Source organism: Phycisphaeraceae bacterium, from assembly GCA_019454185.1.
GTDB lineage: Bacteria > Planctomycetota > Phycisphaerae > Phycisphaerales > UBA1924 > JAHBWV01.
Genome location: CP075368.1, coordinates 12774 through 25801, shown reverse-complemented (window position 1 = coordinate 25801; position 13028 = coordinate 12774). Strand labels below are relative to the sequence as shown.

At 65.4% G+C, this 13028-nt stretch carries 14 protein-coding genes and 1 riboswitch; of the genes, 5 read left to right on the top strand and 9 right to left on the bottom strand.

The features are described from left to right. Window positions 1-142: 142 nt before the first annotated feature. Window positions 143-280 carry a hypothetical protein gene (locus KF838_00110; GenBank protein ID QYK48270.1) on the bottom strand — a complete coding sequence of 46 codons (138 nt, stop codon included), beginning with the start codon at window positions 278-280 and terminating at the stop codon, window positions 143-145. A 120-nt stretch (window positions 281-400) separates the two neighbouring features. Beyond that, window positions 401-2638, bottom strand: coding sequence for a fused MFS/spermidine synthase (locus KF838_00105; GenBank protein ID QYK48269.1), 2238 nt, complete (start codon window positions 2636-2638; stop codon window positions 401-403). Window positions 2639-2732: 94 nt separating this feature from the next. On the opposite strand from KF838_00105, the gene KF838_00100 reads away from it, so the two are divergent. Next, window positions 2733-3521 (top strand): HAD family phosphatase, encoded by a 789-nt coding sequence (locus tag KF838_00100; GenBank protein QYK48268.1) that lies wholly within the window; start codon window positions 2733-2735, stop codon window positions 3519-3521. A 38-nt stretch (window positions 3522-3559) separates the two neighbouring features. Further along, window positions 3560-3877: a (2Fe-2S)-binding protein gene (locus tag KF838_00095; GenBank protein QYK48267.1), complete on the top strand. Its 318-nt coding sequence runs from the start codon at window positions 3560-3562 to the stop codon at window positions 3875-3877. Here KF838_00095 and KF838_00090 read toward each other — a convergent pair. The 7 genes from KF838_00090 to KF838_00060 form a co-directional block, all read right to left on the bottom strand. Next, a complete protein-coding gene (locus KF838_00090) occupies window positions 3859-4947 on the bottom strand; it encodes a class I SAM-dependent methyltransferase (GenBank protein ID QYK48266.1) in 1089 nt (362 codons plus the stop codon). The two genes, KF838_00095 and KF838_00090, sit on opposite strands and share 19 nt — an antisense overlap. 179 nt (window positions 4948-5126) lie before the next feature. Next, window positions 5127-6791, bottom strand: coding sequence for a hypothetical protein (locus KF838_00085; protein QYK48265.1), 1665 nt, complete (start codon window positions 6789-6791; stop codon window positions 5127-5129). 74 nt (window positions 6792-6865) lie between these two features. Continuing rightward, window positions 6866-7450, bottom strand: a complete 585-nt coding sequence (locus KF838_00080) for an NfeD family protein (GenBank protein QYK48264.1) — start codon at window positions 7448-7450, stop codon at window positions 6866-6868. A 155-nt stretch (window positions 7451-7605) separates the two neighbouring features. Beyond that, window positions 7606-8025, bottom strand: a complete 420-nt coding sequence (locus tag KF838_00075) for a VOC family protein (GenBank protein ID QYK48263.1) — start codon at window positions 8023-8025, stop codon at window positions 7606-7608. Between the two features lie 51 nt (window positions 8026-8076). Continuing rightward, window positions 8077-8460: a hypothetical protein gene (locus KF838_00070; GenBank protein QYK48262.1), complete on the bottom strand. Its 384-nt coding sequence runs from the start codon at window positions 8458-8460 to the stop codon at window positions 8077-8079. Beyond that, the gene (locus KF838_00065; protein QYK48261.1) at window positions 8457-9020 is read right to left on the bottom strand and encodes a sigma-70 family RNA polymerase sigma factor; all 564 of its coding nucleotides are present in this window, start codon (window positions 9018-9020) and stop codon (window positions 8457-8459) included. The genes KF838_00070 and KF838_00065 overlap by 4 nt, the downstream gene beginning before the upstream one ends. A 91-nt stretch (window positions 9021-9111) precedes the next feature. Beyond that, a complete protein-coding gene (locus KF838_00060; GenBank protein QYK48260.1) occupies window positions 9112-9690 on the bottom strand; it encodes a carboxypeptidase regulatory-like domain-containing protein in 579 nt (192 codons plus the stop codon). 51 nt (window positions 9691-9741) lie between these two features. Then, window positions 9742-9847: riboswitch (TPP riboswitch) on the top strand. 273 nt (window positions 9848-10120) lie between these two features. Here KF838_00060 and thiC point away from each other — a divergent pair. From thiC to KF838_00045, 3 genes are read left to right on the top strand one after another with little or no spacing between them, the layout of a single operon-like run. Continuing rightward, window positions 10121-12010, top strand: a complete 1890-nt coding sequence (gene thiC / locus KF838_00055) for a phosphomethylpyrimidine synthase (protein ID QYK49798.1) — start codon at window positions 10121-10123, stop codon at window positions 12008-12010. Between the two features lie 51 nt (window positions 12011-12061). After that, window positions 12062-12364 (top strand): DUF433 domain-containing protein, encoded by a 303-nt coding sequence (locus KF838_00050; protein QYK48259.1) that lies wholly within the window; start codon window positions 12062-12064, stop codon window positions 12362-12364. A 5-nt stretch (window positions 12365-12369) separates the two neighbouring features. Beyond that, a complete protein-coding gene (locus tag KF838_00045) occupies window positions 12370-12972 on the top strand; it encodes a hypothetical protein (GenBank protein ID QYK48258.1) in 603 nt (200 codons plus the stop codon). Window positions 12973-13028: the final 56 nt, after the last annotated feature.

The following is a 13028-nucleotide window of genomic DNA, read 5'->3' as shown; positions in this document are numbered from 1 at the left end:
ACCTTGTTGATGATGCGAACCCGAGCGTACACATTCCTACGCCGCACGTTGATTTCACACTCGTGTCGGCTGGCGGGGCCAACCTTGCAGTCGCGGGGATGAATCTTGGGGCATCGGCCTTTGGTGTCGGGTCGTTTCCCGGTTACAACCGGAACTGCTCGCCCGATGGAAGCAAGCCGCGCCTCCAGTTCCACTGGGATTCCCAGTCGGAGCGTTGCTGGATGTTCTCGCAGAACGCCTTCCCCACGACCCCACCCGCGATCCCGATCCTGCATGACATCCGCCTCAACTCGACGAACATGGCGGCGGCCGCATCCCCGTCGGACGCGTGCCGATGCTCTCGCCACGGATCTCTCGCACATGGCGGTAGCACGCACCACCCTGCCCCCTCACATCCGCCTCACCACTTGAACATCTGCAGCACGTTCGCGTGATCGTCCGTCCACACTGGTGTCCGCTCGTTCGGCTCGAACACCCACCAGTCGCGCCGATCCGCTCCCTTCGCCAGCAGCGGCTCTAAATCGCCTGGCTCACGCCCGATCGCCACCCACACGCTCGTCCACGCGTCCGTCGCCAGTTGCTTCGGAGACTGGTGCGCGCACGACACCACCTTCAAACCCAGCGACGCCGCGATCCCCACCAGCGGCGGATTCAGATTCACGTGCCTGTTCGAGATGTGCAGCGTCAGCACCCCCCCCGGCGCGAGCTTCTTCATGTACAACTCGATCGCCTCGCGCGTGATCAGGTGAACCGGGATCGCGTCCGAACTGAACGCATCCACCACGATCAACCCGTACGAGCCGTCCGGGGCCTCCGCGATCTCACGCCGCCCGTCGCCGATGATCACGTTCACCGTCGCCTTTGAATCGCTCAGATACCTGAACCACTTGGTGTTCCGCGCGATGCGGTCCACCGCCGGGTCGATCTCATAAAAATCGTGAACGTCCCCCGGCCTCCCGTACGCCGCGATCGCTCCCGTGCCCATCCCGATCACCGCCACGCGCTGCAGCATCGGCCCCTCTCGGTACACAAACAACAGATCCCCGAGCGGCCCATCCGGGTGGTAATACGTTGTCGGGAGGTCCCGATACTCCGGAATCATGAACTGCGTGCCGTGCGTCGTCGTCCCGTGACGCAGCGTGTGCATCGCCCCGTCCATCGACTCCAGCACCCGCAGCACGCCGAAGAATGTCCGCTCCTTGTGAAGAACCTTGAACGTCGGCTCGATCGACACGAACGCGTACACCAGGATCGCCACCGCGCACAGCGAGAACCGCAGGGGCCTCCCCACCGCAAGGAAGCACGCGATGCAAGGCAGACCCACCGTCAACGCCTTCACCAGCCACCCCCCCTGCAGCTCCATACCGCCCAAACGGAACACCCACTGCATCGCCGGCAGCGTCCCCGCCGCGATCAAGAGCACCGCGAGCGGCACCGCCACATCCAGCATCCGCGAGCGCGCCGACCGCGCAACCCCGCCCGGCGCGATCCTCGACATGCACGCCAGCCCGATCGCGATCGGGTACTCGTACACGTCGTTGAACGCCAGCGGCGCGACCAGCGCGTTGAAGATCCCGCCCAGCACGCCACCCACCGCGATCCAGAGATAAAACTCCGTCAGACGCGAAACCTCCGGGCGCGCATCCGCCAGACGCTTGTGGCACAACAGCGACCCCAGCGTCATCAGCAGCACGTGCAGCCCGATCAGCATCGCGATCGGCTCCCGCGCATGCATCAGGAACGCCACGCCGATCGCCACCACGATGAACGGCAGCAACTTCGACAAAGACTCCGTCGGCACCAGCTCACGCTTCGAGAACGCGATGATGAACGTCAGCAGGTAGATCGCCAGCGGGATCACCCACAACAGCGGGATCGCCGCGATATCCGTCGAAAGATACTGCGTCGTCCCCAGCGTCAGACTCGAAGGCACGAACGCCAGGAAGACCCACCACCCGCGCCGCTTCCACGTCACCGGCGAGGCATCCAGCGTCGGTGCCGCGGGAACCTTCCCCGCCCGACGCGCCTGACGCGTCGGCGCACGCACCACCGCCTGCGCCATCACCACGCCGCACACGATCAGCAGCGGCGCGAGCGCGCCGAACCCAACCGCCCACCACACCCCCTGCTCGCGAAGCCCCATCAGGGGCTCGATCGCCAGCGGAAACCCCAGCAACCCGATGAAACTCCCCGCGTTGCTCGCCCCATACAAAAAGTACGGATCCGACGCGCTCGGATGCCCCGTCCTCGCAAACCACGACTGCACCAACGGACCCGTCGTCGACAACAGAAAGAACGGACCACCCACCATCGACGCCAGAAGCCCCAGCAGCCACAGCGTCTCCCCACCCTCCGAAGGCAACGCCACGCCACGCGGCACAACAATCGGCAGCGTCGCCGATGCCAGCACGATCACCGCCCCGTGAATCCCCACCTGCGCCCACTTCGACTTCAGACGCGACAACGCGTGCGCATACGCATACCCGCACAGCAGCAACGCCTGAAAGAACACCATGCAGGTGTTCCACACCGCCGGGCTGCCCCCCAGGAGAGGCAGAATCCCCTTCGCGGCCATGGGCTGCACCATGAACAAAAGGAGTGCGCTCAGAAAGATCGTCATCGCAAAGAGGAAGAGCATGGGCCAAGAGACTACACGCCACAGGCCCCGACGCCAAGTGTTCGGGCGATTTCCGGGCGGAGAACCTACACTCTCCTCCCCAGAACCACCCCGAATGACGACCGACACACACCCAGAGAACCCGGGCACGCCCCCACACCCCGCTCGACGCTACGACGCCGTGATCTGCGACATCGACGGGTGCCTCAGCCCGGAACACTCCGGCCCGATGGATGCCCCCTCGCTCGCGAAGATCGCCGCCCACAACCACATCGCCCAGCACCGGCACGACCGCCCGGTCGTCACGCTCTGCTCCGGTCGCCCGCTACCATTCGCAGAGGCGATGTGCCGCCTGATCGGAAACCGGACCCTCCCGATCATCTGCGAGAACGGCGTCTGGATGTACGACCCCATCACCAACGAGTATCTGATGGACCCCGCCATCACCGAGCGCCACCTCGAGATGGTCGCCGAGGCATCCCGCTGGGTCCGCACCGACCTCGGGCCCAAAGGCGCGACGATCCAGCCCGGCAAGGCGGCATCCATCTCCCTCTACCACACCGATACCGACACCCTCCGCCTCCTCGTCCCCGACCTCGAACGCACCTTCGCGCGCGAAGCGTGGACCTTCCGCGTCTCCATGACGTGGCTCTACATCAACTGCGACCTCGCACACGTCAGCAAAGCCACCGGGCTCGCCCGCCTGAAACAGCGAACCGGCCTCACCCGAGATCGGCTCGCCGGCATCGGCGACACCACCAGCGACCTCGCCATCCGAGAGCACGTCGCCTGGTTCGCCTGCCCCGCCAACGCGCAGGACCAGATCAAACGCCACGCAGACTTCATCGCCCCACACCCCGAGGCCGAGGGTGCGGTGGACATACTCTCGATGCTGAGTCCCTGACTTCAGCATCTCCTCTCATCCACTTATAATCCTCTCATATGGACCCCGACGACAAGGTCTGCCTCTGCTTCCACGTCTCGCTCCGCAAGCTCCGCACCTATCTCCGCGTCCACAACCCCACCGTCCCCTCACTCCTCTCAGAGTGCTTCGGCGCGGGCACCGGCTGCCAGTGGTGCGTCCCCTTCCTCAAGCACCTCCACGCCCAGCACCAGCAGGGCATCGAGCCCGACCTCAACGTCTCGCCCGAGCAGTACACAAAGGCCCGCCTCTCATTCCACAAGTCCGGCGAGCGCGACGCGCAGACCGTCCGCGAAGCCACCCAGGAACCCGGCAGCGATCACCCCGCGCACACGTAGTACAGATTGATGATGTCGTGCGCAAGCTGATGCACCCGAACGTCCTCGAATCCCGCATCCGCGAGCATCGAGATCGCCAGCTCCCGGCCCCACGCCGCCCCGAGCCCCGGCCCCCCACCAGCCAGCGACACGCTCATGCAATGCATGCACGAGATCGTGTACGTAAACGGGCCAAGCGGAAGGTCCATGTTGTCCGCCACCGCGCTGCGCGCGCTGATGTCCTGCATCAGGAACGTCCCGCCCGGACGCAGGATCCGCCGGATGTTCGCCAGCACCTCCGCCGGACGTGACTGATCGTGGATCGCGTCGAACGCCGTCACGAGATCGAACTCACTCGACTCGCCGAAACTCGTCACATCCCCCGCCGCAAGACGCACATTCCCCAGCCCGCGCGCCCTCGCCTCGCGCATCCCCGCCTCGATCGCCACACGCGACAGATCGACGCCCACGAACTCGCTCCGCGGGAACCTCGCCGCGAGATGGACCATCGCAAGACCCTTCCCGCACCCCACATCGACAACCCTCGCGCCGCGCTCCAGACGCTCAACCAGCCCCGGCACCAGCGGCAGGATGTGCTCGTCCAGCCCTCCGATCGTGGTCTGGTTGCTCTCCTCGGCCATCACATCGTGAAAGCGCTCCCCATACGCCTCGTACGGAATCCCCTTCCCGTGCCGAAATGCCTCGACCACAAGACCCTCGACGCTCCCCAGCACCGCAAGCCACTGCGCTGTCCCCGCCAGATTGTTCGGAGACGATGCACGCGTGAGCAATGCCGCATGCGCGGCGGGCAGCACATACGTCCCATCCTCTCGCTTGTGCAGCACGACGCCCCCGGTCACCATCGCACCCAGCCATTCACGCACATATCGCTCGCTCAGCCCCGCCGCCGAAGCGATCTCGGCCGATGTCGCGGGCGTTCCCCCCAACCGACCCATCGCATCCAGAAGCCCCGTCCGATGACCGACGGAGATCATCAGCATCAACGCCCCGCCGTTCAGCCATCCGAGAAACCTCGCACCGAACTCATCCGTCGACATCGCGCCATTCGCGCCCGCATGCTGCATGCACATCGCAAGACCCTCCTTTCGCTCATCCGTCCCGCGGCACGCGTTCTCGCAATCACGCCAAACGCCGGGACCACACCGGATGCGCCATTCGCACATCCCCGTCTTCACTTTCAAAGAGAAAGACGCCGCCGGACTCGTCCGAGAGCGTCCATTCACACCATTTCACGATTCATCCGCGCTGCTTACGTCGGCTCGCCACCCTCACCCCCGCCGGAACCGCCGCCCGCGCCGCGATCCCCGCCGCCACCGCCGCCTCCCCCCCCGCGCCGCGGCATCGGCTTCGAGTCCCGCTCCGCCAGCTTCCCGAGCGCGGAAGGCAACTCGATCCCCGCCTGCTTCGCTAGCTCATGCAGGCGAGGCAGCGAACCGACAAGCCCCGACAGGAAGTCCGCCGTCGTGTTGCGGCCATCGCCACCGCTGCCCGTGTCCCACACGGTGATCTTGTCGATCTTGAGCCCCTGGATCGCCTTCACCTGGTGCTCGACAAGATTCGGCAACTGCTCGATCAGCAGCAGCGTCGGCCCCACCGCCGGGTCGCTCCCGCACGCCTCGATCAACTTCCGGTATCCCTCCGCCTTCGCCTCCATCACCTGCTTCACACCCTTCGCCTCGGCCTCATACTTCGCGAGGATGGCGTCCGCCTCGCCCTGCGCCTCACGACGCACCTTCTCCGCCTCGGCCTCGGCCGCGATCTCGATCCGCCGCTTCTCGATCTCCTGCGGCGCGATCTGATCCCTCGCCAAACGTGCCAACTCCTCGTCGCGCTGCGCCAGCATGACCGCTTCCTGCGCCTTGGCCTGCGCCACCTGCGCCCGCTTGCTCGCCTCCGCCTGGATCTCCGCCAGTTTCGCGTTGCTCTCCGCGATCGTCGCTCGCGATCCGTTCTCGCCCGTCGTCGCCGTCGCCTCCGCCTCCGCGACGCGGATGCGCTGCTCCTGCTCCGCGAGCTTCTTCGCCGCGACTGTCTCCGCCTCGCGCTGCGCCACCGCGATCTCGCGGTTCCGCTGCGCCTCGACCTCGCCCTTCACGGCCTCGGCCTCGTACGCCGCCACCTTGACGCGCTGCTCCTGCTCAAGGTTCTTCTGCGCCTGGATCGCCGTGGTCTGCTCACGCGTCACGTTCACGGTCTTCTCGCGAACCGCGATCGCCTCGCCCGTCGCGCCCGACTGCTCCTGCTGCGCAACCTCCACCTTCGCGCGGTTGATCGCCTCCGCCGCCGCTCGCTTGCCGATCGCCTGGATATACCCCGACTCGTCCGTGATGTCCCGCACGTTCACGTTGATCAGCACAAGACCGATCTTGTTGATCTCCTGCTCGACGTTCTCGTTGATCAGCGTCATGAACTTCTCGCGATCCTTGTTGATCTCTTCGATCGTCAGGGTCGCGATCACCAGACGCAACTGCCCCAGGATGATGTCCTGCGCCTGATCCCTCACCTGCTGGGGCGAGAGCATCAGCAACCGCTCCGCCGCGAGATTCATCAGCATCGGATCCGTCGAGATACCCACCGTGAACGTCGAGGGCACGTTCACGCGGATGTTGTTCAATGACAGCGCGCCCTCCAGCGGGATATCAATGACCATCGGCTCCAGCGACAGATACGCAAAGTCCTGGATCAGCGGCCACACGAACGCGCCGCCGCCGTGCAGACACCGCGACGCCTTGTTCGTCCCCACCTTGCCGTAGATCACCAGAATCCGGTTCGACGGACACCTGCGATACCTCGTCGCCAGCAGGATCACCACAAACAGGAACAGTAGCAGAATGGCGCCGATGATCCCGAAGAACCAGGCCGGGTTCGCGCTCCGCGCCGGAACCGCCGCAATCACGCTCAGAATCTCGTTCATCCGTCCAGACCTCCCTCATCAGCGCTCGCGCGCCGTGCCGATTCAATTCCGCACATCTCACGCCCGCGCCGGACTTACCCGGCCGGAACCACGAGCACCGTGTTATCCCCGTTGACCTTCACAACCCTGACACGCGCCGATGTCGGCAACGCCTCACCCTCGGTGATCGCGTTCACGATCCGCTGACGCCCGCTCACCACGATCCTCACCTGGCCGCGCCCCGCACCCGCGCTCGGAACCGTCACATACACATCACCCTCCACCCCCATCGCGCTCCGCATCGATGCCGTCCCGTCGCTCTGAAGCGCCAGCAGCCCCCGCAGCAGCATCGCCAGCACCCACACCATCAGCACACCGCCGCCGATCGCACCGACGACGCTCATCATGATCCCCGCGTTCAACCCGTGATACACACCCAGCCCGCCCCACCCGAATCCCATGCAGAACGCCGCGATGCTCTGCAGCGACAACGCCTTGAACGCCCCCGTGCTCTCGCTCCCGTCGAGCGCACCATCAGACGGAGCGTCGATGTCCGTGTCGAGCTCCATCGTCTCACCGCCCACGAACATCAGCACCAACTTCAAAATGAAAATCAGCGTCCCCGCAACCGCGGGAACACCGAACCACGCCGCCTGACCCGAGATAAACATGTCGAGCATGGCCGACCTCCGGTGCCGCATCGTACCAAGAGCGGCCCCGGAGCCGCCAACCGCACCCACGCGGCCGCCCAGCCCGGTCACCTTCCGCTCGCCCCATTACTCGGAGACCCCCCACCACGGTTTCAACGCGCAACCACCCCCACGCCCTCTCCACCTCACGCCGGCCACACTTCCCCCTCGATGAACTCCACCGAATTCCCCGCAGGATCGCGCACGTACAGCGACCTCCCCCGCTCCACGCCGTCCAACGGCTCCCACTTCACTTCCCTCTCAATCGCCACACCCGCGCCCTCCAGCCGCCCCCGCCACGCCTCATACGTCCCACGCTCGATCGTGAACGCCACATGCCCCTCGCCCGTCGCCCCGTGCGTCGGCACCATCGGATGGCCCAGCCCCGTCACACTCGCCCGGAACACGAGCAAGACCTGCGATGCACTCACCCGAAACCCGCGGCTGCGCTCCTCCACCCTGCTCACCATCCGCAGCCCCACCACCTCCCGATAGAACCGCTCCATCGCATCAAGATCCTCGCCGTACAGAATCGTCTCATGGATGCCGGTGGGGTGCATGCTCATATCCCTCTCAGATGCCGACGCCCGCCCGGTTGTCACGCCCGAGGATCGCGCTCATGAAGCCGATCCCCGCTCGACCAGCCGCGCCACCTGCAACTCCAGCCGCTTCACCTCGCGCGTCACCGCGTTGCGATTCATCAGCATCCAGTACCAGAGTTTCAGCATCGCGATGCTCTGCGTGCTGAACAGAAACACGACAGCCCACATGATCTGCTCGCGTGTCTGCGTCTCGCCGAAGAACCGCACCGCCGACCAGACGCACACACCGAAGAACGCGAACATCAACGGCACCGCGAGCAGGTTGAGCCACCAGGAACGTCCGGCCATCGCCTCGGCCACCTGCGTGAGCAGCGGCGGCTCGGTCGCCCCCGATCGCATCGCCCGGTGGATCGCCTCGTCCATCTCCCGCTCGTTCATGTTGCCCTGATTCGCGTTCATGTTGTTCTCCTTTCGAGAATCGTCCTGAGTTCGCTCCGAGCCGCGTGCAACCGAGACTTCACCGTTCCCTCCGGCACACCGAGCATCGACGCGATCGCCGACACCGATATCCCCGCGCCGTGATGCAGCCCGAGGATCTCCCGCTGGGCGTTCCCCAGCGTGCGGATCGCCCGCCTCACGCGCTCGCTCTCGTCACTGTCGCCAGCCACTTCCTCCGGGTTCGTGATTCGGCGATCGCTCTCGAATGCCCGCGCCCGCTCGGTGCGACGCCGACGCGACTCTCGCCGAGCAAGATCCGCGCATCGATTCCCCACCACCCGAAGCATCCATGACGCGAATCGCGCCGGGTCCCGCAGCTTCCCGATATCCCGCGCCGCCACCAGCCACGCCCCCTGCACCGCGTCCAGCGCTGCCGCCTCTTCACCCGTCAACCCCATCGCAAAGCCGATGAGCCGCCCGTTCCAGCGTGACACCAGTTCCGTGAGCGCGGCGACCTCTCCGTCCTGCGAACGAATGACGAGCCACTCGTCATAGATCTGGTCGGGCGTCCGGTCGGGCATGCGATCCATGGTCCCCATTCTGGATCACCAGTCGCTACCGAGCCGGGCGAGGTTCACGAATCCGAGACACTTTCCCTTTGACCCGGGCGCCTCAGTCTCGCTTCATCACGATGGTCACCCGCGCAAACGCAAGGCCCTCGATGCTTTCGGCCGGCACAACCCGCGTCTCCTCGTCTTGCTCCTCCCACGCCTTCCGCTCCGCCGTGATCAGCGGATCACCCTCGATCCAGATCGTCGCCCATGCCTGCTTGAAACGCCGCGCTGTCGCGCCGAAATGAACATGGGCGGGCTCGGCGATCTCCGGATACGGGCCCGGATAGACCGTCAGGAACTGGAACCGCCCCTGCGCATCGCTCTTGACCTCCCCGCTGATGCGTGGCTCGCGCGTGTCCGAGTTTCTCGGGTTGTAAAGGCCTGACGCGTCTGTGTTGTACGCGCTCACCGTCGCCCCCCGCACCGGCCTCCCCGACTCATCCACCACCACGCCCGAAACCAGCAACCGTCGACCCGGCTCCGACGCGTGACAGATGATCGCCGTCGAGCCCGCCTCCGGTGGCGGCACCCTCTCCTCCGCCACCAACGCCGCCCCGCCCAGAACACCTCCTAACCCAACGAAGCCCAACAAACCGAACGCCGCGGAGACTCGGAAACGGAGCAACTGGTCCGACATATCCACCTCCAACGCACGCCACCGCTCGCACGCACTCGACCTACTCTTACCACTCAACGCTCGGGGCGCGGCAGCCGAACCCACGGCCGCCGCTGAGACGCACCCGTTGAACCTGATCCGGTTCGCACCGGCGGAGGGAAAGCGACGACTTGGACCCATCCACCCTCCAAGCCGACCCGCATCCGAAACTTCTCTCCGAGAATCGACGCACCACCCCACGCGCTCACGCAAGGAGCCGCACATGACCGCATACACCCACCCACACACACCCGCACCCACCGCCGACTCCCGACCCATCTCCCGCTTCTCCGCCCCCCTCCGAGGCGGCCTCAACCCCGGCAACACACCCGGCGTCACCACCCCCGGCTCCTTCGCCAACAAGCCCGACCTCGGCGGCCCCCTCATGTTCTCCTCCCCCGACGCCCCCGGCATGCCCGCGCCCTCAACCAAGACCGCCTGGGACTTCCTCCCAGACGGCTGGACACTCCGCACCGTCACCAACATGTGCGCCGCGACCGACGCTGCCGCATGCGTCCCCCCCGGCTGCAAGGCCGCCTCGTTCCTCGACACACGCCGCGTCATGCGCATCGTCTACTACCCCGAGACCTTCAAGCCCATCACGCAGCTCGAGCACGCGCGCCTCGGCATCGTCACCCCCGAGATGAAGCGCGTCGCAGAGCGCGAGCCCCACTTCGCCCTCCTCGCAGAAGGCCGCGGCCCCGAGGCCGTGCGCGACGAGGTCGCCGCAGGACGCCTCGTCATTCCCGCCAACATCAACCACCTCAAGCACAACCTCGACCCCATGGCGATCGGCCGCGCCAGCAAAACCAAGGTCAACGCCAACATGGGTGCGTCCCCCGTCTCCTCGGGCACACACGAAGAAGTCGAGAAACTCAAGTGGGCCGAAAAATGGGGCGCGGACACCGTCATGGACCTCTCCACTGGCGGCAACCTCGACGAGTGCCGACAGGCCATTATCGAGAACGCCACAGTCCCCATCGGCACCGTCCCGATCTACTCCATGATCATCGGAAAGAAGATCGAAGACCTCGACTGGCCCACCATCGAGGCCTCCCTCCACCACCAGGCCCAGCAGGGCGTCGACTACTTCACCATCCACGCCGGCGTCCGCCGCGCGCACCTCAAGTACGTCAAGAACCGCCTCATCGGCATCGTCTCCCGAGGCGGCTCGCTCCTGGCCAAGTGGATGCTCGTCCACAACGAAGAAAACATCATGTACACCCACTGGGAGGACATCTGCGACATCCTCCGCCAGTACGACGTGACCTTCTCCATCGGCGATGGACTCCGCCCCGGCGGCCTCGCCGACGCCACCGACGACGCCCAGATCGCCGAACTCGAAACCCTCGGCGAACTCACCGAGCGCGCCTGGCGCAAGGGCGTCCAAGTCATGATCGAAGGCCCCGGCCACGTCCCCTTCGATCAGATCGAGTGGAACGCCAAGATCCAGCGCACGCTCTGCCACGGCGCGCCGTTCTATGTGCTCGGGCCGCTCGTGACCGACATGTTCCCCGGCTACGACCACATCACCAGTTGCATCGGCGCAACCGCCATGGCCTACCACGGCGCGGCCATGCTCTGCTACGTCACACCCAAGGAACACCTCGGCCTCCCAAAGAAAGACGACGTGAAGCAGGGGTGCATCGCCTACAAGATCGCGGCACACGCCGCCGACATCGCCCTCGGCATCCCCGGCTCACGCGACCGCGACGATGAACTCACCAAGGCCCGCGCCGCGCTCAACTGGGAGAAGCACTTCGAGCTCTCCTTCGACCCCGACACGGCCCGCGCGTACCACGATGAGGACCTCGACGTCGATACCGACTTCTGCGCCATGTGCGGCCACGATTGGTGTTCCGTCCGCATCTCGAAAGAAATCCAGGAATTCGCCTCCGGCAAGGCCGACGGCTTCGAACGCGTCGGCGCCAACGGCCGCGCCGGCGCACCCGTCAAGTCCGCCGCGCTCACGCCCGAACAGCAGGAAATCCTCGCCAAACGCGGCGTCCTCTCCCCCGACGAAATCCACAAACTTGCGTCGAAGACCAAGAAGGCGATGGCTGGGCACTCGGCATCAGGAACCGGGCATTCGGCATTGGGCATCGGGCATTCGACAGGCCATGCTGCGAATGCCGAATCCCGAGTGGCGAATGCCGAATCCCCCAAACTCTCCTGCCACTCCGACTACGTCGATCCCGACACCGCCAAGTCACTCCAGCGCGACAAGGCCGGCCGCGAGGTCGTCGTGCAGGTCGACATCCGCCCCGCTCTCGGCATCGCGAAAGAAGATCGGGTGATCTAAGTCCTTTCGCAGGCCGCTCCGTTCGAGTATGCTGTCTCGCGAGACCCTCCCATGACTCCACCAACCGCACAACCCTGGCGTGCACGCATCGTCTGTGATCCCGCCATCCACCACGGTGAGCCCACGATCAAGGGCACCCGTATTGCCGTCTCCACGCTCGTCGCCAGTCTCGTTGACTACTCGGTCGACGATATCCTCAAGCAGTTCCAACAACTCACACGCGACGACATCCACGCCGCGATCCTCTACGCGGCGGAGTCCGCACAGCACGCTGGTCGCGTGAACGATCCATGCGTGCCAATTCGATGTGATCAACGTCCGTCCTCGGCATCACGGCGAAACGTCTGGCGATGAGATCCATGCGCCGCATCCTCCTCATTTCCGGCATTGCGACGCTGCTGCTGGGATTGGTTTGGTGGCCACTGGGCATCGGCGAGTATGCCACAGTGACAGCTCGCGTAGATGCGTGGTATCGCTCACTTGTAGCGCAAGGCGTAGCGAAGGGCGAGACCTCCGGCACCTCCACGATGATCCAAGGGCTCGAGCAGCACATGGCGAAGAAGCGCCTGTGGGAGACGGCTTTCCTGCTCGGGACCGGGTGCTTGCAAACCGCTGCCTGCTTCTGCTGGCGGCGAATCGCGCTCACGTCGGGCAGACTACTCCTTATCATCGGCGCATTCACACTCTTGTTGTGCCTTGCTCTGCCCGCGTTCGGTGTTGGCGAGATGGGAGTCACGGGAATGCTGCTTCACGAGGGCTACACCACGCTGATTGAGCTGAACATCGCGGAAGACGACCCATCGGCGGTACCAGCGCTATGGAGCCAGTTCGACCATCAGATTACGAGCCACAACCTGATTCGAGGACTCTTCCTCCTCACCGCCGGCACGATCGAGATCGCCGCGGGAGTGGCGTTGCTGTCGGTTCGAAAGCGAACCGCACCAGTACCGCGCGCCGCCTGAACCCGCCCCGCACTCGGCATCGCGAAGGAAGATCGGGTCACCTGAGTAGAGGAGTC